Source organism: Arthrobacter sp. P1_B3, assembly GCF_056406615.1.
In genome coordinates, this window is the sequence record NZ_JBFTZV010000001.1 from 193631 (window position 1) to 212556 (window position 18926).

General features: G+C 65.0%; 21 protein-coding genes. 9 read left to right on the forward strand and 12 right to left on the reverse strand.

Going from position 1 to position 18926, the window contains the following annotated elements; all coding sequences use genetic code 11:
• From AC1D2F_RS00900 to AC1D2F_RS00920, 5 genes are all read right to left on the reverse strand, one after another.
• Positions 1-423, reverse strand: a complete 423-nt coding sequence (locus AC1D2F_RS00900) for an arsenate-mycothiol transferase ArsC (RefSeq protein WP_229993572.1) — start codon at positions 421-423, stop codon at positions 1-3.
• Positions 420-1109, reverse strand: a complete 690-nt coding sequence (locus tag AC1D2F_RS00905) for an arsenate reductase ArsC (RefSeq protein WP_229993573.1) — start codon at positions 1107-1109, stop codon at positions 420-422. The genes AC1D2F_RS00900 and AC1D2F_RS00905 overlap by 4 nt, the downstream gene beginning before the upstream one ends.
• A 42-nt stretch (positions 1110-1151) precedes the next feature.
• On the reverse strand, positions 1152-2525 hold the full coding sequence (locus AC1D2F_RS00910) for an FAD-dependent oxidoreductase (RefSeq protein ID WP_229993574.1): 1374 nt from the start codon (positions 2523-2525) through the stop codon (positions 1152-1154).
• Positions 2526-2719: 194 nt separating this feature from the next.
• Entirely contained in the window at positions 2720-3142 is a 423-nt protein-coding gene (locus AC1D2F_RS00915; protein ID WP_229993575.1) for an arsenate reductase ArsC, read from the reverse strand.
• Between the two features lie 163 nt (positions 3143-3305).
• Positions 3306-3980: an arsenate reductase/protein-tyrosine-phosphatase family protein gene (locus tag AC1D2F_RS00920; protein WP_364746771.1), complete on the reverse strand. Its 675-nt coding sequence runs from the start codon at positions 3978-3980 to the stop codon at positions 3306-3308.
• 45 nt (positions 3981-4025) lie between these two features.
• Here AC1D2F_RS00920 and AC1D2F_RS00925 point away from each other — a divergent pair, with 45 nt between their 5' ends.
• The 3 genes from AC1D2F_RS00925 to AC1D2F_RS00935 all read left to right on the forward strand — a co-directional run bounded on the left by AC1D2F_RS00925 (position 4026) and on the right by AC1D2F_RS00935 (position 5762).
• A complete protein-coding gene (locus tag AC1D2F_RS00925) occupies positions 4026-4766 on the forward strand; it encodes an aquaporin (protein ID WP_229993577.1) in 741 nt (246 codons plus the stop codon).
• A gap of 124 nt (positions 4767-4890) precedes the next feature.
• Entirely contained in the window at positions 4891-5241 is a 351-nt protein-coding gene (locus AC1D2F_RS00930; protein ID WP_229993578.1) for an ArsR/SmtB family transcription factor, read from the forward strand.
• A gap of 35 nt (positions 5242-5276) precedes the next feature.
• Positions 5277-5762: a GNAT family N-acetyltransferase gene (locus tag AC1D2F_RS00935; protein WP_229993594.1), complete on the forward strand. Its 486-nt coding sequence runs from the start codon at positions 5277-5279 to the stop codon at positions 5760-5762.
• A gap of 72 nt (positions 5763-5834) precedes the next feature.
• On the opposite strand, the gene AC1D2F_RS00940 is transcribed toward AC1D2F_RS00935, so the two are convergent.
• Positions 5835-6473, reverse strand: coding sequence for a MerR family transcriptional regulator (locus tag AC1D2F_RS00940; protein ID WP_229993579.1), 639 nt, complete (start codon positions 6471-6473; stop codon positions 5835-5837).
• Between the two features lie 71 nt (positions 6474-6544).
• Here AC1D2F_RS00940 and AC1D2F_RS00945 point away from each other — a divergent pair, with 71 nt between their 5' ends.
• Complete coding sequence (locus AC1D2F_RS00945; protein ID WP_229993580.1) at positions 6545-7021, forward strand: DUF4188 domain-containing protein; 477 nt, start codon at positions 6545-6547, stop codon at positions 7019-7021.
• On the opposite strand, the gene AC1D2F_RS00950 is transcribed toward AC1D2F_RS00945, so the two are convergent.
• Positions 7008-7739: a TetR/AcrR family transcriptional regulator C-terminal domain-containing protein gene (locus tag AC1D2F_RS00950; protein ID WP_229993581.1), complete on the reverse strand. Its 732-nt coding sequence runs from the start codon at positions 7737-7739 to the stop codon at positions 7008-7010. The two genes, AC1D2F_RS00945 and AC1D2F_RS00950, sit on opposite strands and share 14 nt — an antisense overlap.
• Before the next feature lie 273 nt (positions 7740-8012).
• Between AC1D2F_RS00950 and AC1D2F_RS00955 the strand changes: the two genes are divergently transcribed.
• Both AC1D2F_RS00955 and AC1D2F_RS00960 read left to right on the forward strand, forming a co-directional pair.
• Positions 8013-8270, forward strand: coding sequence for a hypothetical protein (locus AC1D2F_RS00955; protein WP_364746774.1), 258 nt, complete (start codon positions 8013-8015; stop codon positions 8268-8270).
• A 484-nt stretch (positions 8271-8754) separates the two neighbouring features.
• Positions 8755-8907: a hypothetical protein gene (locus AC1D2F_RS00960; RefSeq protein ID WP_364746776.1), complete on the forward strand. Its 153-nt coding sequence runs from the start codon at positions 8755-8757 to the stop codon at positions 8905-8907.
• Between the two features lie 5 nt (positions 8908-8912).
• Here AC1D2F_RS00960 and AC1D2F_RS00965 read toward each other — a convergent pair whose 3' ends face one another.
• Both AC1D2F_RS00965 and AC1D2F_RS00970 read right to left on the reverse strand, forming a co-directional pair.
• Positions 8913-9788 (reverse strand): PhzF family phenazine biosynthesis protein, encoded by an 876-nt coding sequence (locus AC1D2F_RS00965; RefSeq protein WP_364746778.1) that lies wholly within the window; start codon positions 9786-9788, stop codon positions 8913-8915.
• Between the two features lie 125 nt (positions 9789-9913).
• Complete coding sequence (locus tag AC1D2F_RS00970; RefSeq protein ID WP_229993585.1) at positions 9914-10291, reverse strand: MarR family winged helix-turn-helix transcriptional regulator; 378 nt, start codon at positions 10289-10291, stop codon at positions 9914-9916.
• An 84-nt stretch (positions 10292-10375) separates the two neighbouring features.
• Here AC1D2F_RS00970 and AC1D2F_RS00975 point away from each other — a divergent pair, with 84 nt between their 5' ends.
• The 3 genes from AC1D2F_RS00975 to AC1D2F_RS00985 all read left to right on the forward strand — a co-directional run bounded on the left by AC1D2F_RS00975 (position 10376) and on the right by AC1D2F_RS00985 (position 15654).
• Positions 10376-11854, forward strand: a complete 1479-nt coding sequence (locus AC1D2F_RS00975) for an MFS transporter (protein ID WP_364746780.1) — start codon at positions 10376-10378, stop codon at positions 11852-11854.
• Positions 11855-12329: 475 nt separating this feature from the next.
• Positions 12330-13928 carry a glycoside hydrolase family 68 protein gene (locus AC1D2F_RS00980; protein WP_229993587.1) on the forward strand — a complete coding sequence of 533 codons (1599 nt, stop codon included), beginning with the start codon at positions 12330-12332 and terminating at the stop codon, positions 13926-13928.
• A 115-nt stretch (positions 13929-14043) separates the two neighbouring features.
• Positions 14044-15654, forward strand: a complete 1611-nt coding sequence (locus tag AC1D2F_RS00985; protein ID WP_476966005.1) for a glycoside hydrolase family 32 protein — start codon at positions 14044-14046, stop codon at positions 15652-15654.
• 51 nt (positions 15655-15705) lie between these two features.
• Here the strand turns inward: AC1D2F_RS00985 and AC1D2F_RS00990 are convergent, their stop codons facing one another.
• The 3 genes from AC1D2F_RS00990 to AC1D2F_RS01000 form a co-directional block, all read right to left on the reverse strand.
• Positions 15706-16362 (reverse strand): M15 family metallopeptidase, encoded by a 657-nt coding sequence (locus tag AC1D2F_RS00990; protein ID WP_364746784.1) that lies wholly within the window; start codon positions 16360-16362, stop codon positions 15706-15708.
• A gap of 105 nt (positions 16363-16467) precedes the next feature.
• On the reverse strand, positions 16468-18015 hold the full coding sequence (locus AC1D2F_RS00995) for a glycoside hydrolase family 32 protein (protein WP_476966006.1): 1548 nt from the start codon (positions 18013-18015) through the stop codon (positions 16468-16470).
• A 36-nt stretch (positions 18016-18051) separates the two neighbouring features.
• Complete coding sequence (locus AC1D2F_RS01000; RefSeq protein ID WP_364747070.1) at positions 18052-18894, reverse strand: carbohydrate ABC transporter permease; 843 nt, start codon at positions 18892-18894, stop codon at positions 18052-18054.
• Positions 18895-18926 lie beyond the last annotated feature (32 nt).

The window sequence follows — 18926 nt, forward strand, 5'->3', positions numbered from 1 at the left end:
CTAGTCCCCGGTGAGCTCCGCATACAGCTTCTGCACGCGGGCCCTAATGTCGTCCCGGACCAGGTTCATGCGTTCCATGCCTTCGATGCCGCGTTCGGAGGGCTCGTCCGTATCCCAGAACTCGAGCCGCTTGCCCTCGCGGGGCTCTAGCTTAGCTTCGTTGCCCAGGACGATAACGACGTCGGCCCCGTCCAGGACTTCGTCGGTGACGGGTTTGGGGTGTTCGCCGGTGATGTCGATGCCGAGTTCTGCCAGGGATTCCACGGACTGGGGGTTCAGCGATTCGGCGGGCTTGGTCCCGGCTGAGTGCACTGTGACGGTCCCGTCTGCAAGCTGGTTCATGAGTCCGGCGGCGAGCTGGGATTTTCCGCCGTTCTTGCTGCAGACGAACAGGACGCTGGGGGTTTTCGTGGTATCGATCATGCGTTGGATTCTTCCTTATCTGAGCTGGGGCTGCTGAGCAGTGATGCGGCCAGTGCCTTGACCCGCTCGTGAATTTCGTCGCGGATGATCCGGACTGCCGCAACGGGTAGTCCGGCCGGGTCTGCCAGTTCCCAGTCCTCGTAGCGTTTGCCGGGGTAGATCGGGCAGGAGTCGCCGCAGCCCATCGTGATCACGACGTCCGAGGCACGGACCACATCATCGGTGAGGGGTTTGGGGTAGTCCCGGGTCAGGTCCAGGCCCATTTCGGACATCGCCGCGACGACGCCGGGGTCCAGTTCCGCCGCCGGCATCGAGCCCGCGGAGCGGACGCGGATCCGGCCCTTGGCCTCGACGTTCAACAGCGCGGAGGCCATCTGGGAGCGGCCGGCGTTCTGCACGCAGACAAACAAGACTTCGGGGACCTCCGAGGCGACGGCTCCCTTGGATTTGGCCAGCGCAGTGAGCCGGTCGTTGGCGAAGTGCTCGGTGGTGGCAGGAAGGTGGGTGGTGATCTTCGCGGTCCGGGCCATGGCCGTGTACGTCTCGAAGACGTAGCGTTCGACGGTTTCGGCGGCGAAGATGCCCGCGAACTTGTCGGCCAGACGGTTGCTGATGCGCTGCAGCAGCTCGGTGTTCTCCTGCAGCCTCTGGCGGGTTTTATACCGGTTTTCGTGGGGTTCAGTCATCTCGGCGCTCCAAGGATGTGATTCACGGAAAGGAAATCCGGATCAGTTGCTGTCGCCGGAGCGTCCGTGGGACAGCCCGGTGGGGAAGCCCACGAGCACCGGCTCGGGAGCGGCGCAGCATGAGGATTCGGACGCAGTGGCGGGTGCTGGGACGTCGCAGCTGGTGCCGGCGTCAGAGGAGCAGACACCGGTTTCGGGGAGTTCGAGCTGGACTGTGTCGGCCGCCTCGCGGTCACCGGCCAGGGCGGCGACGACTGAGCGGACCTGTTCGTAGCCGGTGGCGAGCAGGAAGGTCGGCGCCCGGCCGTAGGACTTCATGCCGACGATGTAGAAGTCCTTGTCCGGGTGTGCCAGCAGTGCTGCGCCGTGCGGGGGGACAGTGCCACAGGAGTGGAATTCCGGGTCGATCAGCGGGCCGAGCTCCACGGGTGCTTCGACGGCCGGGTCAAGGTTCAACCGGAGTTCGCGCAGGATGTTCAGGTCCGGGCGGAAGCCGGTGCAGGGCACCACGACGTCGGCCTCCAGGGTCCGGCCGTCAACGGAATCGACGCTTACTCCCGAGGCGAGGGATTTCAGCGAGCCAATGCCAAATCCGGTGTGCAGTTCGATGGTTCCTGCCTCGACGAGGCGGCGCAGGCGGGCGCCGAGCTGGCCGCGGGCGGGCAGCCCGTCGGCGTCGCCACCGCCGTAGACCTTCTCGGCGGACGCGCCGCGGACCGCCCACAGGATCCGGGTGTTCGGTTCGTCCTTGGCCAGGTCGGCGAGGCTGATCAGCGTGTTGGCGGCGGAGTGGCCGGCACCGACGACCAGGACACGGCGGCCGGCGAACGAGGCGCGGTCCCGGCCGGTGACGTCCGGCAATGAAGAGGAAATCCGGTCCGCGGCGGTGTCTTCGCCGACGGCGGGGAGCCCGGAGGTACCCAGCGGGTTGCGGGTGGACCAGGTGCCAGAAGCGTCTATGACCCCGGCCACGGTGTGGTCGCGGGTTTCTCCGTCCTCGTGCTCGACCCGGACGACGAACGGGGTGGCCTCGCGGTTTCGGGTGTGGGTCTTGTCCATGCCGGCGCGGGTCACGGCGATGACCCTGGCGCCGGTCTGCAGCCGCGAGCTGATGGCCGGGAGCGCGGCCAGCGGGCCGAGGTAGTTGTCGATGAGTTCCCCGCCGTAGGGCAGGGCCGTGGGCCGCGGCGGCGCCCAGCCGGCGGCTTCGAGCAGGCGGACGGCGGCGGCATCGATGTTGAACCGCCACGGGGAAAACAGCCGGATGTGGCGCCACTGTTCGATGGCGGCACCCGCGGAGGGGCCGGCTTCGAAGATCAGCGGCTCCAATCCGCGTTCGATCAGGTGGGCCGCGGCGGCCAGGCCCACGGGACCGGCGCCGATCACGGCAACGGGAAGGTTCTTCGCTGAATCCATTGGTGTCCTCTTTCATCCGTAGTGGTGTTGCGGTTGTTTTCGGTTGGCCCTGCCGGCCGGGGTGGGCCGGCAGGTGCCGGGGTTGGGTTAGCAGCAGTCCTGATCCTCGTCGTCGCAGCATCCGTCGCCGCAGCATCCGGTGTTCATTCAGCTCACCCCCTTTCCGTCATCTGTCAGACGTGTGGTGCTGCCCCTTACTTGGCGGCAGGGGCCAGGGACTCGATCAGGTCCTCGATGCGGCCCTTGATCTCGTCGCGGATCGGGCGGACGGCTTCCACGCCCTGGCCTGCCGGATCCTCCAGGACCCAGTCCTCGTAGCGCTTGCCCGGGAAGTAGGGGCACTCGTCGCCGCAACCCATCGTGATCACGACGTCGGATTCCTGCACGGCCTCGGTGGTGAGGATCTTGGGGATCTCGGCGGACATGTCGATGCCGAGCTCGGCCATGGCCTCGACCGCGGCCGGGTTGACCTTGTCGGCGGGCTGCGAACCGGCGGAACGGACCTCGATCCGTCCCTCACCGAGGGTGGTCAGGAAGGCTGCGGCCATCTGGGAACGGCCGGCGTTGTGGACGCAAACGAACAGGACGGACGGCTTCTTGGCGGTTTCGGTGCTCACGGGGTTTCTCCTGGAATCAATGAGGTGAGTGGGCGATACAGTCTGGAGTCTTGCGCCCGGTTTGAAGCTCTCAACCGAACATTGATGATGATCGATATAGAGAGTATCGGGCTATAGATTGATGAATGTCAATATTTGCTTTCGGCGGGTTTCTGCGACGGACCTAGGCGGCGGTTATGCGGGGTGCAAGGTCATTGATGCGGCGGGAGATGTCGTTGAACGCCTTGTCGAAGGCTTCTTTGGTGCCCGGGCGCAGCGGGTCCGGCACCGACCAGTGGATTCCACCCAGTCCGGGCAGTTCCTCGTGGGCCTTGTCGCAGACGGTCACGATGAAGTCGCCCTCGCCTGCCACCTGGTTCAGGGTGCGCGGGGGAAGGTCCGCAAGGTCCAGGCCATGACGGCGGGCGACCTCGATGGCTCCCCGGGCGATTCGGTCCGCGGGGTGGGTTCCGGCAGAGGTTGACGGGATGTTGCTGACCTGCTGCCAGAGGGCGGCCGCCAGTTGGGACCGGGCGCTGTTGTGCGTGCAGACGAACAGGACGCGGTGGGCACCGTGCTCCGCCCCGGGAACGAGGCCGTCCAGGGCGCCGGCGGCGAGGCGGATGTAGCTGCGGCGCCGGTCAGCTTCGGAGCGGCTGCGCGTTGCCAGGCCGGCATCTTCGAGCGTCCGCAGGTGGTGGGAGAGGAGGTTGGACGGCATGCCCAGCTCTGCTTGCAGTTCCGTCGGGGAAAAATCCCCGAGGGTGAGCAGGTCGACGATGCGCAGCCGCGCGGCATCAGCGAGGGCCGCGTGCCTGGCTACCCGTCTTCGGAACGAGTCAACTCCTTCAATATTCATTGATTCAATTTTGACTGAGTTAGTTCTTTGGATCAAGCTGTTGCCATGACTTCAAACCAGCCGCCGCTGTGGCGCCGCGCCGTGGCCGAACTGCTCGGCACCTGCCTGCTCGTATCCATCGTCGTCGGCTCCGGAATCGCCGCCCAGCAGCTTTCCCCCGGTGACGTCGGCCTGCAGCTGCTCCAGAACAGCACGGCCACGGTGCTGGGTTTGACGGTGCTGATCCTGATGTTCGGACCGGTAAGCGGCGCGCACTTCAACCCTGCGGTGTCCCTGGTTGACTGGCTCCTGGGCCGCCGCAGCGGCTCCGGCCTGACCCTGCCGGAGCTGGGCGTCTACACGGCGGCGCAGACGCTCGGCGCTATCGGTGGCAGCGTTCTCGCGAACGCCATGTTTGACATGGGCACGTCCGTCTCCACCAAGGAGCGCGCAACCGCAGGGCATCTGCTCGGTGAGGTCGTCGCCACTGCTGGGCTCATCCTGTTGATCTTCGCCCTTGCGGCCACGTCCCGCGGCGCCCTCGCTGCACCTGCGGTGGGCGCGTATATCGGCGCGGCGTACTGGTTCACGTCCTCGACGTCGTTCGCGAACCCGGCAGTGACGGTGGGGCGGATCTTCAGCGACACCTTCGCCGGCATCGCCCCGGGATCCGTTCCACCATTCATTATTGCTCAGCTGTTCGGCGCCGCAGTGGGACTTGGCCTGCTCCTCCTGCTGTTCCCGGCCGCGGCCCGCATCGCGGACGACGTCGTTCTCCCGCGCAGTGCCGAACCGGCCAGCTCATAAGCTGCGCCGGCACGCGACGGGCCGACCAGTGCCCGCCGTAACCGAGTCTGCGCCGGGGACGCTCCCGACCCGAGGCCTGCGGCTCATATATTGATGATTATCAATATCAGGGCATAATAGACACATGAACGCCCTGCCTATCCTCGAACCGACCATGGACGGAACCTGCTGCTCGCCGTCAGGAACGCCTGCCCTGGGCGCAGAGGAGGCCAAGCAGAAAGCGCTGGTCTTCAAGGCGCTGGCCGACCCGAACCGGCTCCGGCTGCTCTCCATCGTCAAAGCCGGCGAGTCAGGGGAGGCATGCGTCTGTGACCTCACCGGGCCCCTGGACCTGGGCCAGCCTACGATCTCCCATCACCTGAAGATCCTGGTCGAAGCCGGGCTGTTGCACCGTGAAAAGCGCGGCACGTGGGCCTACTACTCCCTGGTGCCCGGGGCGCTCGAGGAGACGGCCGGGCTCCTGGCAACCCTGTGACCGCGCCAGAACAGCCTGCGGTCACGGTCCGCATCATGCGCGAGGACGACTGGCCGGCCGTCCTGGGGATCTACCGCGAAGGAATCGCCACGGGACACGCCACCTTTGAAGCAGACGTGCCGGACTGGGAACGCTTCACCAACTCCCGGCTGCCCGGCCACCGTCTGGTCGCCGAGGCGCCCGAGGGTGAGATTCTTGGCTGGGCGGCTGTCTCTGCCGTGTCCGCGCGGCCCGTGTATGCCGGCGTGGTCGAACACTCTGTCTACGTCGCCGCGGAGGCCCGCGGCAGGGGAGTCGGATCCGCACTGCTTCAGGCCTTGGCAGCGTCGACCGAACAGTGCGGAATCTGGACTATCCAGGCCAGCATCTTCCCCGAAAACGCAGCAAGCCTTAAGCTCCACCTCGCGAACGGATTCGCCGTCGTCGGAAGACGTAGCCGCATCGCCCGCATGAGCTACGGGCCCAGCGCGGGTCAATGGCGGGATACTGTGCTGATCGAGCGGCGCTCCCCGATCATCTAGAACGCCGGTGATGCGCCCGCAGAGCAGTTAGGCGTCTCCAGCCTGCCTGCCAGTGGGGTTCGCCCCGGCAAGCTATTCCGCGCCGGGCGGCACGGGGGACCCCGCCCGGCCAAGCCGCTGGAAGGATGCGCTTTGCTGCGCCAGCCGGCGCATGGCCAGGAGTACGGGTTCCATCAGGAGTGTCCCGAGGACCACGTGCCGCATCGCGGCCTCGGCCGAATCCGTGGGAACACTTTCGACGTCGGCCTCCGCGATGTCCTGCATTGCCGCGGCGTAGCGGTCCAAGAGCGCCGCCGGCGCGTCGAATCCTGCATCTGAAAGCCCGTGCAGGGCCGCCACCAAGGCAGCCTGGGTGTCGCGGTCGCATGTCTCTGCGCCCCAGCCCCAATGGTCCAGGAGCTTTTGTGCCGAGGAGAGGTCGACGTCGTCCGGCGCGGTCCGGGTGACCGCGTGGTGCGCGATTCCGAGCAGATCGTGGCCGGACTCTGGCGGATTCTCCAGGCCAAGCAGTACCTCGCGGGTGGCGCTGACGCTGAGCCCGGCGGTGCCAATCAGCGCCCGGATGAGCTTCAGCCGCCGGACATGCGAGTCGTCGTAGCGCGCCTGGGTCGCGGACGTCAGCACGCCGTCATGCAGCAAATTCTCCCGAAGGTAGTACTTGATGGTGGCCACCGGAACCTCCGTGGCCGCGGCCAGCTCTGAGATGCGCAAAGATTCTCCTTGACTTAGATAGTGGTACTCCCCAATATTGGGGAGTGATGGTATCTAGTTAGGAGAAAAGTATGGCACGCATCAATGCTGGACGTTTCACGCACCGCCATTCCGGTGATTTGGTGGTCTTCCTCATCGGCATGCGCATCAACCGTCCCTGGCGTCCGGATCTGTGGCTGCCGGTCTTCCTTGCGATGCCCCGGATGCTGACAGAACTCTTCAGGGAGCCGGGGTCCGGCCTCCGTGGTTTTCGATTTGCCCTCGGAGCCGGCGGGCCGGTCATCGTGCAGTACTGGGACTCGCTGGACAAGCTGTATGCCTACGCTAGTGCGCCCGAGTCCGAGCACAGGCCAGCCTGGACTGCTTTCAACCGCCAGGCAAGAAAGGCCCCCAACGCCGTCGGCATCTGGCATGAGACATTCCAGGTGAGCCGGGCCGAGAGCATGTATGTCTCGATGCCTACCGAAGGCCTCGCGCAGGCCACCGAGCTTGTGCCTGTCGGGCCAGGAAGCCATCACGCGAAGGAGCGGCTGTCTAAGCCCCGCTGAGATCGCTGGGGCCGGCCGGTGCCCCCGGCAGTGAAAGGCGGGCTGCGAGGCCCGAGAGCAGGATGGTGATTCCTTCGTCCAGTTCGGCCATCCCGTCGTAGTCGGCGAGGACGGGGGCGAGGGCGCGGAGGCGGGGGAAGTCCTTCGGCGGCAAACGGTGCAGGCCCAGGCGGAGGAGGGCCTCGTTTTCGTCCGGGTCGACGACGAATTCCTGCAGTTCGTTGAGGATGTGCCCGTAGAGGTATCCGTAGTAGGCGCGGTAGACGTGCAGGGCGTCGTCGGGTGCGAACCCGGCATCGATCAGCAGGGACAGGATCTGCTCCAGCGGCCGCAGCGTCCCCAGCGGCCGGAGGCCCAGCGGTGTTGACAGGGGGCGGGTCACGAGGAGGGGCACTACGTTGGGGTGCCGGAGCGCCAGGAGCCGCAGATCGTGGGCAATGCGCCGGAGTTGGGCCTGCCAGTTGGGGTCATCGGGAATGATGGCCAGTTCATTCAGGACGAGTTCTGAGACTCCGTCCAGCAATGCCGCGCGGTTGGCGGCGTAGCGGTACAGGCTCATGGGATCCCGCCCGAGTTCGTGCCCCAGCCTGCGCATGGTGAGGGCGTCGAGTCCTTCGGCGTCCACCAGTGCCAGCGCTGCGGACAGAACAAGCTCCCGGCTGAGCCGCGCCTTCTTGCCAGGAGTCGCTGGGGGTGCCGGATGCTCTTCGGGCGACATGGTGTTCCGTTCGGGTCGGTGCGGAGAAGTCGCATTTCCAAGACAATAAGCAGGTTGCTTAATGTGTAGTCTACGCCTACAGTCTACATTGTAGAGAAGTTGTTTTGTCTGGTTTCCGCGGCCACGCGGATTGCCATCCCAGCAACGCTTTGCCCCGGATCTGCGGTGACGTAGAGTCCGGGATCACGCTTCAGCGCCCCGTGCACGGCCTTGACGCTTAGCTGCTGTAGCCACACGGCGGCACAAAATGCACCGCGAGGAAACGAGCCACTCATGGCAACTTCTCAATACGACCAATTCCTGCAGGAAGCCACTACCCAAGACCCTGCATCCGACCACTCCCTGGGCAGGGACTGCCTCTACGGCCTCTACACCAGCTGGTGCTTCCTGAGCCAGGCCACACCCCGCCCGGAAGATTCCTTCTGGGCGGCCATGAAGGAGAAGCAGATCCATCCCAAGCGCAACGGCCTCCGCATGAAAGGACCGGCCGCAGCGGACTACATCCTGGCCAGCTACCCGGGTCTGGTCTGACCCGGATGACAATCACGTCAAGCACGTACCTGCCCCGGGATGCCCACCAGCCCCGAGGCCGCCGGCCATGGTGTGCGACATGCGACACCGACCGGCACCTCCTCCTGGACTCCGTCACCACCATGAATCCGCAGCGGGAAATCCTCGCAGCCGCCATTAGCTGCACGAACTGCGGCAGCTCGCACGTGGTGGCTACGACTGCGGCCTTTCTCGCAGCCATCCCGGGGCCGAATCGGAACAGCAGCGGCGCCGTCCATAGGGACGAGACCTACCGCCACTGCCAGGAGCCGATGTCAGCGGTGGACCCCGAGCGGCGCAGCGCGCACCGGCCGGTTTCCACTCATGCCGGGACTCCGGATATTCTGGGCGACTATCTCCGGACGCGTGTTCTGCGGTGCCGGTGCGGGTTCCAGATGGAAATACCCCGCCCATGACAGGCAGCATCATCCCGGGTCTGTATCCAACAAAGTATTAGGGGCACACCGTGACCAGCCACAGCACATCCACCACCGGGCATTCCGCGGCCCACAATCAACTACCCGGGCTTATGGACATGGATCTGTCCCCGCAGGGACTTGCGGATGCCCCGGCTCACGAAATCGACCCCGACAGTCTCGTCTACACCGGCAACAGCTAAACAAGTCAGCTGCTGCCGGTAGCGGCGGGGATCCGGACGGCCCTGCCGCTGACCACTATTCCGCCGGCAGCGGGAATGTCCACTGTGAGTACGCTTGGCCGGCCGACGTGCCGTCCCTGGTGGATCAGGACCCTCGACGGGGGCTCCACCAGGCCCAGGATGCGCAGGTAGGCGCCGACTGCCGCCGCGGCGGCCCCTGTTGCCGGGTCCTCCGTGATGGCTCCCACAGGGAACAGATTCCGGGCTTCGAATTCGCCATCTGCCACCGGGTGCAGGACGGCTACCGTGGCGGCCCAGCCCTGGGCATCCATGAGCTGGCGCACCCCCTCAGGATCGAAGCCAAAGGAGTCGAAAAGGTTGCTGTCGGCGAAGACCAGCACCGGATGCCAGTTCCCCGAATACGCGATCCGCGGCGGGTAGGCGGGATCGAGATCGGCCAGCCCGACGCCGAGCAGGCCCAGGAGGTCAGCCAGCACGTCGTCATCGAATGCGGCCAGCTGTGGCTCAACCCCGGTGAACGAGGCGGTGATGTCGGCGCCGTCGCCCGCAGTTTCGATGACGACGGGGCCGACAGGAGTGTCAAAGGTGAAGGATCCTGCCCCGTCGCGGGCGCTCAGCGCAACGGCCAGCGCAATCGTCGCATGGCCACAGAATGGCACCTCCGCGATCGGCGAAAAGTACCGAACCCGGCTCCGGCGCGGGTCCCCGCCGACGCCCGGCTCCGTCACGAAGGCCGTTTCGGCATACCCGACGGCGGCCGCCACCGCCAGCATCCCGGCATCGTCCAAATGGCTGGCATCCAGCACCAGTCCGGCGGGGTTGCCGCCGTTTGGCGTCGTGGAAAAGGCCGCATAGCGGAGGACCTCGGGGGTGTTTTCCATACCCCGATCCTCGCATGTCCAGCCACCGGGGCAGCGGTGATCCACCCATGCGGGCAGGCTATGGGTGTGCATCACGGAGAGGTGATAAGCGAGGTCGCGTCGCGGCAAATCCTGGCTCTGCCGGCTCAGGCGAGGTTTTCCTTGAGCAGAGCACGGTGTTCGATCGCGGCTTCCCGGTGGAGCGCACGGCCGGCGTCGGTGAGTTCCAGAAAGAGTGAGCGCCGGTCATCTTGGCAGGAGCGGCGGGAAATGAGTCCGGCCTTGTCGAGCCGATCCACCACCTTGGACATGGCGCTCTGAGTCATGGGGGTGCGCTCACCCAGCTGCTTCATCCGGCACGCTGCGTCTTCGCTTTCGGCCACGAGATCCAGGATTTCAAACTCAGTCAGGCCGATGTTGAACCGCGACTCAAGGGCGCGGTCGATCGCCGCCGCGGTGCGGAAGTACGTGGTCTGGATGCTGCGCCATTGCTCAACCAGCTGGCGGTCCTGCGGTGTTGCCATGCCGAAATTCTAGTTCATGGCGAAATAAAAGTCCACGTCATAATATTCCTTGTCATTCAATGACGTGTCATATAAATTAGTGCCATGACCTCAACTTCCACTCTTCAAAGACCTGCCGGAGACCGGCTTGCTCCCGTCCGCTGGAGCCGTGCGCAGTGGATGCTGCTCCTGGTCCTGTGCACCGTTTTGGCGCTCGATGCGCTGGACGTGTCCATGGTCGGTGTGGCACTGCCTTCAATCGGCACTGAACTTCACCTGGGAACCGAGTCGCTCCAGTGGATCGTCTCCGCCTACGTGCTCGGTTACGGAAGCCTTCTTCTGCTGGGCGGCCGGATGGCCGATCTGCTCGGGCGGCGGCGCATCTTTTTGATCGCGCTCAGCGTCTTCGCCGCAGCTTCCCTGCTCGGCGGCCTGGTGGATGACCCCGCCCTGCTGATCGGCACCCGCTTCCTCAAGGGCCTAGCTGCCGCGTTCACCGCTCCTGCCGCGTTCTCGATCATCACCACCAACTTCGCGGAAGGTCGGGAACGCAACCGGGCCGTGTCCATCTTCACTACTTTCGGCGCCAGCGGCTTCTCACTCGGTCTGGTCGTCGGGGGCCTGATGACTGCGATGAGCTGGCGCTGGACCTTCCTGGTTTCGGTACCGGTGGCGGTCGCCGTCGTGATTCTTGGCCTGAAATACATCCCGCGGGACAACGCCGCCAGCAAGGCCGAGGGCAGTAATCATGACAGCGGGCACGACCTCTGGGGTGCCGTCACACTCGCCGCCGGCATGCTGGGGCTCGTGTACACACTCGTCGCGGCACCCGGGAACGGTTGGGGATCTGTGGCAACTATCGCCGGATTCGTGGCCTCGGCAGCGGTGCTGGCAGCCTTCGCGGTGATCGAGAACCGCGTCAGGCACCCCTTGATCAGGTTCAGCATCCTCAGGGAAGGTTGGGTGGCGCGGGCGAACCTCAGCGCCGTGGGGTTGTTCGGCTCATATTTGAGCTTCCAGTTCATCCTCACGCTCTACCTGCAGTCCGTGCTGGGATGGAGCCCCCTCGGCATGGCCCTGGCGCTTCTTCCCACGGGCCTGCTGGTGGCCTCGAGCGCACCTTTCGCTGACCGGCTCATCGACAAGTTTGGCGCACCGCGGCTGATCCTGACCGGCTTGTCCTCGCTGGCGCTCGGCTATCTGCTGTTTCTGCGGGTGGGCACGTCGCCCAACTACGTGACGGACATTCTGCCCTCAGTTCTGCTGCTGGGTGTCGGCTTCGCCCTGGCCTTCCCGTCAATCAACGTCCAGGCCACCGCGGGCATCCGGAACTCTGAGCAGGGTCTGGCGGCCGGCCTGATCCAGACCAGCACCCAGGTGGGGGCTGCACTGGTTCTCGCCGTCACCACCGCCATGGTCAGCGGTCACGGCAATGCGTCCGCCGGCGGCGCCGGCCTGGGTGCGGCGGCCATGCTGGAACAGTATCGCCCGGGCCTGATCCTGAGCGCGGCCGTGGCGCTTGCAGCCTTGCTCATCGCAGCGGCGCCCTCCCGGAGCCGGAAGCGGGTGGCAGTAGATCACTGAGTCGGCCTGGACGTGACGTCCAACCAGAGCCCCCGGCCTAGGCCGGGGGCTCTGGTTTGCGTTGGGCCTGAGACGGCCCTGTTGGGCGCAATGGCGCACGACTACGGAGGAACAAACGGGTGAACAGCGGGCAACTTAGAAAATAAAGCATATTTTTTGTGAAACATTTGACACAAAATTTGAGTCGTGGCACGCGCGCGCAAATGTTGTGCAAGCGCTTACATGCCTCACGTTCTGGCCCTCTTTCGTGCCTGAAATGTGGTTTTGAATCCTCGCCAGCACTGTCTACGGTGATGAACGTCCGGGAAGTCAGCACCCTCCCGGGCCATCAGGCGGGGCCCTACCGAGGTCCCGCCCCTCGACACAATGGCGTCCTCGATGACGCCTGCGGTGTCATCGGGGCTGCCGGAGTTTCGGGGAATGAGGGCACACGCCCGCCTTCCACGAATGGTCTCACTCCGCGAGAAGAGCAAAAATGCACGAGCATCCCAATACACCCCGGAAGCTGCGGTGGCGTTCTGTCGCCGCGGCACTGGCGGCGGCCGTGGCGGCCTCCGTCTTCCTTTCCGTTCCGTCAGCGCAGGCAAACACGCCCTCGGATCCGCCGAGCGGCGGGCAGATGCCGGCTCCGACGCCCGGCTTCCCCCTGCCCACGAAGCACACCCAGCAGTCGTTCGATCCCGCCGCAGCCTTCACCTCCAAGTGGACGCGTGCGGATGCCAAGCAGATCATGGCCCAAAGCAGCACCGCCGTGTCCCCGGGCCAGAACTCCATGAGCCCGAACGTCACCATGCCGGAAATCCCCGAGAACTTCCCGGCCATGAACGACGACGTGTGGGTTTGGGACACCTGGTCCCTGACCGACGAGAACGCAAACCAGATCAGCTACAAGGGCTGGGACGTCATCTTCTCACTCGTTGCTGATCGCCACGCCGGATACGGCTTCGACCAGCGGCACTGGAACGCACGGATCGGCTATTTCTTCCGCAAGACCAACGCCGACCCGGCCAAGGATAAGTGGAACTACGGTGGACACCTGTTCCTGGACAACACCTCCATCGGCAACACCGAATGGTCCGGTTCCACCCGTCTCATGCAGGGCGACAACGTCAACGTCTTCTACACGGCAACCACGTTCTACGACGTTGCCGAGCGCAACGCCGGCGGCGGCGGAATCGCCCCTGATGCCGTGATTGCCAAGGCGCTGGGCAACATCCACGCGGACCAGAACGGCGTGAGCTTCGACGGCTTCGAGCACACTAAGCTCCTCGAGCCCGACGGTGTCATGTACCAGAACAAGGCGCAGAACCCGGGCTTTGCCTTCCGGGACCCGTACACGTTTGCGGACCCGGCTCAGCCCGGCAAGACCTTCATGGTCTTCGAAGGCAACACCGGCGGCAAGCGCGGCGACTACAAGTGCAAGGACGAAGACCTGGGCTACCAGCCCGGCGATCCGAATGCCGAATCCACGAACACTGTGAACACCACGACCGGTTCCTGGTTCCAGACCGCCAATGTCGGCCTGGCCGTCGCGGACAACAAGGACCTGACCAAGTGGCACTTCCTGCCGCCGATCCTGTCCGCCAACTGCGTCAACGACCAGACCGAGCGCCCGCAGATCTTCATCCAGAACGAGGACGGCAAGAACAAGTACTACCTGTTCACCATCAGCCACCAGTTCACCTACGCTGACGGAATGCGTGGCCCCGACGGCGTCTACGGCTTCGTGGGCAACGGTGTCCGTTCCGACTACCAGCCGATGAACAACAGCGGCCTGGCTCTGGCTTCCCCCACGGACCTGAACATGCCGGCCAACGCGCCCGAAGGACCGAATCCCCTCCAGAACGGCCGCCAGTTCCAGGCTTACTCGCACTACGTGCAGCCGGGCGGTCTGGTGCAGTCCTTCATCGACAACGTGAACGGTGTCCGCGGCGGTTCACTCTCGCCCACCGTGAAGATCAACTTCCGCAACGGAGTTTCGGCAGTTGACCGCACCTTCGGCCAGAACGGCCTTGGCCCGTTCGGGTACCTGCCCACGAACCTCAACGTCGGCGGAGCCGGCCTTTACAAGTAGTGCAATAGGCAGTCATGAGGCGGAAGCGCCCGGAATTCCGGGCGCTTCCGTCCTCCGCATATACAGGCCATAGATGGGGCGGGATGGCTTCCGCCAGAAACAGGAATGTTGAGTCATGAAAAACCTTCGGACGATCTGGATTGTGCTCGCAGCAGCGGCCGCGGCCGTTCTTGTCGCGCTGGCGCTGGTCCCTGCGACGGGATCCCGTCCGGGCGCCCAGAGCCAGGCCGAGCAGGCGCATTCAGCTTTCGATCGGCCTGAGGGGGCATCCGAGTTCCGGCCGAGCTATCACATCACGCCCGCGAAGAACTGGATGAATGATCCGCAGCGTCCGATCCTGCTGGACGGCGTGTGGCACTACTACTACCTCTACAACGCGGGCTACCCGAAAGAGAACGGCACCGAGTGGTACCACCTGACCAGCACAGACCTGGTGCACTGGAAGGACGAGGGGGTGGCGATCGCCAAGTACAAAAACGGGCTGGGCGATATCGAGACCGGAAGCGCCGTGGTGGACCATGACAACTCGGCCGGCTTTGGCAAAGGAGCCGTGATCGCTGTCATGACGCAGCAGGACCAGGGAATCCAGCGGCAATCCCTGTTCTATTCCACCGACCACGGATACTCCTTCACCGCGTACAGGCAGAATCCGGTCATGGATAACCCCGGCGAACCGCACTGGCGGGATCCTAAGATCATCCGCGATGAAGCCCACGGCCAATGGGTGATGGCCCTGGCCGAAGGCGACAAAATCGGCATGTATACCTCGCCCGACCTGAAGGACTGGCGCTACGCCTCGGGCGTCGAACGCACCGGTCTTGGCGCCCTCGAATGCCCGGACCTCTTCCAACTGGATCTCGACGGTGATCCATCCAAACGGACCTGGGTCCTTGCCGCCAGCGCGAATGGAAAAGAAGAGGGATTCACCACTGGCGTTGCCTACTGGACTGGCGAGTGGGACGGAACCCGCTTCACCCCGTCCGGCGGGCCGCATCAGTGGCTCGACGCCGGCTCCGACTTCTACGCAGCCGTGACGTGGGACGATCCGAGGCTCACCGAAAGCCAGCGGATGTCCTCCAGGCACGCTATCGGGTGGATGAACAACTGGGCGTACGCCCGGCAGTTGCCCACCGAGGACTGGCACGGCGGCGCCGACTCCATGGTGCGCGACATCCGGCTGAAGACAATCGCGGGGACGCCGACCCTTGTGTCGAGCCCCTCCGCCGCCATGCAGTCCATTGAGGGCCCGGTGGCAACGACCGGGGAACGCCGGCTAACACAGGACGGCGCAGGACAGTTGCCGGCTCCGGAGGGCGGAGCGTACCGGCTCGATGTGACTCTTGAACGGACGGCGGACGACGACGGTTCCGTTGCGAGGATCGAACTCGGAAGCGACGGGGAAACGTTCGCGACTGTCGGATATGACTTTGCCGACCAATCGGCATTCATCTCCCGCGAGGCTGATGCTGCCGCCACCGGCAAGGCCGGACTCAGTCCGGACTATCGGGCATCGCGGCGCGCAGTCAGCCCAGCGCGAGACGGCAAAGTGGAGCTATCGATATTCGTCGACTATAGCTCGGTGGAGGTTTTCATCAACGGCGGGGAAAAGACCATGACCTCACTCGTTTTCCCCTCCGCGGGGACGCCGAGCATCAAAGCCGCCACGGCGGGGGGCGCGCTGACGCTGAAGTCCTTCAGCTACAGGCGGTTGGCCTCCACACACTGACCGGTGACGTGCGGCCCACAGCGCACCGCACGACGGCGAAGAGCGAGTCCATTACGGGAGATAATCCGGGGCCGCGCCCAGACCGAAGTACTCCTCAAGGGTGCTAATCCCGGTCCAATGCATATCCTCGGCGATCGCCCGTCCCACATAGCGCAGATGCCATGGCTCGTAGGTGTAGCCGGTAGTGGCCCCGGCCCCGGCCGGATATCGGATGATGAATCCGTGCTCCCAGCCGTGCTGAGCAGCCCACTGGCCTGCCGGGGTAGTTGCGAAGCAGGCTTGCAGGGCGCAGGTTCCGCTGGCATTGCCGATGTCCATCGCCAGGCCGGTCTGGTGTTCGCTGTAGCCGGGCCGGGCTGCAAGGGTATCTGCCGTCGCCTGTCCGTACTGGCGCACGTAGCTGTCGTAGAGGCTGGCCTGCTCGCTGAACGAACGGTAGCCGCTGATCGGCATGACGTTCACGCCGGCCGCTTTGGCGGCTCTGGCAAACTGCTTGTAGGCGTCCGCGGCCTGCGTCCGCAAGCGTTCGCCCTGGACCCTGACCAGCTGCCCCGGCACATAAGCAGCCGGGTTCAGCTGCCGGTGCTTGTTGACCGCCACCTGCAGGCTGGCGGCAGAATCGAAGTCGTAGCCCACCGCGGCCACTGCCGTCACCGATGGTGCGATCATGCCGAGCGAAAGCACCAGCCCCGCCACAGCACCTGTCATCCTGCTGATTCCTTTAAGCACGATGGCCCCCAAGAAGTGTCCGGAACAGATGCGGGAACTCTACCGGTGTGCGGGGCCGTGGTCGAGGTTGAACGCTTTAGATGGTCAACGGAGGACGGCCAGACTCGCCAGGGTGCCGCCGTCGCCTTCGGCCAGCAGTCCGACGGCGTTGCCGGCGTGTGCAGGAAAGACCAGATCAGTGATGGTCGCCAGGCCGTCCTGCGCGAAGACTTCGACGGAACAGCGGTCCAGGAAGACCCGGAGCCGTAGCCGGCCGTCCTCCAATGGCACGGCAACGCGCTCCACCGACGGGAATGCCTCGTGGAACCCCACGTTGCCGGATCCGGTCCGGTCCAGGCTGAGCTCCGCCGTGAGGCAGTTGTAGGCCAGGACAATGCGCGCCCCGGCCCCGGCCCCGGGCCCGGACCTGGAGCCGGATGCACCGTCCGTTTCGCTGCCGGCCCGGAGCACGAGACCTACCCTGCTGGCAGTGCCCGGCTCGAATTCCGCATCGATTCGCAGCACATCACCGCAGGCCTCGGCTGGAAGCCACGTCACCCCTTCCGCCAACGGCTGCCGATCCATGGCAAACGGCTCTGCACAGTCGCTGTCGAACGGGTCCACCGCCTCCTGCACCAGCACGGGGCGCCCGCCGCGGGACACCAGCCTGACTTCACGGACAAGTGACATCGCGCTGCGCCAGCCGTCTGAGGGTGTTGAGGCGGCGTACTGCCAGTTGTTCATCCAGCCGATCATGAGCCGCCGGCCGTCCGGGACGTTGCTGAAGGACACGGCCGCGTAGTAGTCCCGCCCCCAGTCGAGCCATCCGTAGTCGGCCATCCGGCGGTCGTCGGCCTGCACGCCTTCGGTGACTGTGGTTTCGGAACGGAACCTCACGCCGTCGAACGTTCCGATGAAGTACTGGCCGCCGGAGCCGCCGGCGATGCCGCCGGGGCTCAGGTTTACCACCATGACCCACCGGGTGTTTGAGGCATCGCCGTCCACCGGCAGTTCAAACAGGTCCGGGCACTCCCACACCCCTCCCGTGGCGTTCGCGGGGCCAAAGGTGCTCAGGTACTCCCAGGACAACAGGTCCGCCGACTTGTAGAGAACCACCTCGTGGTTGAGAGCCTCGACGGCGACCATCACCCAATAGCTGCCGGCGTCACAGTCGTGCCAAAAGACCTTGGGGTCACGGAAGTCCGGGGACGCCCGGTCAAGCACTGGGTTCCCGGCGTACTTGGTCCAGGTGGCGCCCTCGTCCGTGCTGTAGGCGAGGGACTGTGCCTGCCGTCCGGCGAGCGGCGACGCGGGCGAATACGCGCTGGTGTAGATGGCCACCAGCGGAGGCACTCCGCCGACGCCGAAACCGCTGGTGTTATGGACATCGAGAACGGCGGAGCCGGAAAAGATGGCCTCCTGGTCATCGCACCAGATGGCCACGGGTTGCTCGTCCCAGTGCTGCAGGTCCGTGGATGTGGCGTGGCCCCAGGACATGTTGCCCCATTCAGCGCCGTGCGGGTTGTGCTGGTAGAAGAGGTGGTAGGTGCCGTTGGAGTAGACCAGGCCGTTGGGGTCGTTGAGCCAGTTGCGCTCCGCTGAGTAGTGCCACTGTGGCCGGTACTGGCAGTCGAGTTCGGTGAGTGTTTTCATGAGGGTTCTTTGCAGGCTTTCGCGTGAGGAGGCTGGTCAGCCCTTGACGCCGCTGGAGGCGATGCTGTTGATGAAGGATCGCTGGAACGCGACGAACAGGACCACCACGGGAATGGTGATGAGGGACGCGTAAGCCATCACCTCGCCCCAGGAGACGTTGAGCTGGAAGAAGTACTGGATGCCGATCATCACCGGGCGGAGCTCCTCGGACTGGACCACCATGAGCGGCCACAGGTAGGAGTTCCAGGCGGGCAGGAAGGTCAGGATGGCCACGGTGGCGGTGGCCGGTCCCGCGAGGGGCATGACCACCTTGCGGTAGATGGTGAACCAGCCGGCGCCGTCGATCCGGGCTGCCTCGTCCAGTTCCTTCGGGATGGACTCGAAGTACTGGTGGAACAGGTAGATGGAGAACGCGTTGGCGATGAAAGGGATGATCTGGACCTGGTAGGTGTCCAGCCAGCCCTTTGAGATTTCGAGGCTGAACCCGTTGAGCTCAAAGTACGGCAGCTGGTTGACCCACCACACCAGCGGCAGCGCCAGCGTCTGGAAGGGCACGATGAGGGTGGCGAGGATCGCGGTGAACACCACCCGCTTGCCGCGGACCTCCATGCGGGACAAGGCAAACGCGCAGAGGCTATTGATGAAGATGCCGAGCACCACCGTGACCGCGGAGATGCCGATGGAGTTGACCAGGAAGCGGGCGGCCGGGACCCGGTCGAACACGGCTGCGTAGTTGTCCAGCGAAATGTTGCCGATCGGCAGGAACGCTGCCACCGAGGACATGTCGCCGAAGATCTGCTGGTCCGGCTTGAGGGAGGACACCATCATGAACACGATGGGGAAGGCGGCGACGGCAGCGAACAGGAGGCGGACCGCCATGGTCGTTGCACTGCCGAGACCCTTGGAATTGA

What these genes read in the sequence shown, in the direction of transcription:
- AC1D2F_RS00900 (WP_229993572.1), bottom strand. Translation starts at nt 423, where the DNA reads ATGATCGATACCACGAAAACCCCCAGCGTCCTGTTCGTCTGCAGCAAG.
- AC1D2F_RS00905 (WP_229993573.1), bottom strand. Translation starts at nt 1,109, where the DNA reads ATGACTGAACCCCACGAAAACCGGTATAAAACCCGCCAGAGGCTGCAG.
- AC1D2F_RS00910 (WP_229993574.1), bottom strand. Translation starts at nt 2,525, where the DNA reads ATGGATTCAGCGAAGAACCTTCCCGTTGCCGTGATCGGCGCCGGTCCC.
- AC1D2F_RS00920 (WP_364746771.1), bottom strand. Translation starts at nt 3,980, where the DNA reads ATGAATATTGAAGGAGTTGACTCGTTCCGAAGACGGGTAGCCAGGCAC.
- AC1D2F_RS00925 (WP_229993577.1), top strand. Translation starts at nt 4,026, where the DNA reads ATGACTTCAAACCAGCCGCCGCTGTGGCGCCGCGCCGTGGCCGAACTG.
- AC1D2F_RS00930 (WP_229993578.1), top strand. Translation starts at nt 4,891, where the DNA reads ATGAACGCCCTGCCTATCCTCGAACCGACCATGGACGGAACCTGCTGC.
- AC1D2F_RS00935 (WP_229993594.1), top strand. Translation starts at nt 5,277, where the DNA reads ATGCGCGAGGACGACTGGCCGGCCGTCCTGGGGATCTACCGCGAAGGA.
- AC1D2F_RS00945 (WP_229993580.1), top strand. Translation starts at nt 6,545, where the DNA reads ATGGCACGCATCAATGCTGGACGTTTCACGCACCGCCATTCCGGTGAT.
- AC1D2F_RS00950 (WP_229993581.1), bottom strand. Translation starts at nt 7,739, where the DNA reads ATGTCGCCCGAAGAGCATCCGGCACCCCCAGCGACTCCTGGCAAGAAG.
- AC1D2F_RS00955 (WP_364746774.1), top strand. Translation starts at nt 8,013, where the DNA reads ATGGCAACTTCTCAATACGACCAATTCCTGCAGGAAGCCACTACCCAA.
- AC1D2F_RS00965 (WP_364746778.1), bottom strand. Translation starts at nt 9,788, where the DNA reads ATGGAAAACACCCCCGAGGTCCTCCGCTATGCGGCCTTTTCCACGACG.
- AC1D2F_RS00970 (WP_229993585.1), bottom strand. Translation starts at nt 10,291, where the DNA reads ATGGCAACACCGCAGGACCGCCAGCTGGTTGAGCAATGGCGCAGCATC.
- AC1D2F_RS00975 (WP_364746780.1), top strand. Translation starts at nt 10,376, where the DNA reads ATGACCTCAACTTCCACTCTTCAAAGACCTGCCGGAGACCGGCTTGCT.
- AC1D2F_RS00980 (WP_229993587.1), top strand. Translation starts at nt 12,330, where the DNA reads ATGCACGAGCATCCCAATACACCCCGGAAGCTGCGGTGGCGTTCTGTC.
- AC1D2F_RS00985 (WP_476966005.1), top strand. Translation starts at nt 14,044, where the DNA reads ATGAAAAACCTTCGGACGATCTGGATTGTGCTCGCAGCAGCGGCCGCG.
- AC1D2F_RS00990 (WP_364746784.1), bottom strand. Translation starts at nt 16,362, where the DNA reads ATGACAGGTGCTGTGGCGGGGCTGGTGCTTTCGCTCGGCATGATCGCA.
- AC1D2F_RS00995 (WP_476966006.1), bottom strand. Translation starts at nt 18,015, where the DNA reads ATGAAAACACTCACCGAACTCGACTGCCAGTACCGGCCACAGTGGCAC.
- AC1D2F_RS01000 (WP_364747070.1), bottom strand. Translation starts at nt 18,894, where the DNA reads ATGGCGGTCCGCCTCCTGTTCGCTGCCGTCGCCGCCTTCCCCATCGTG.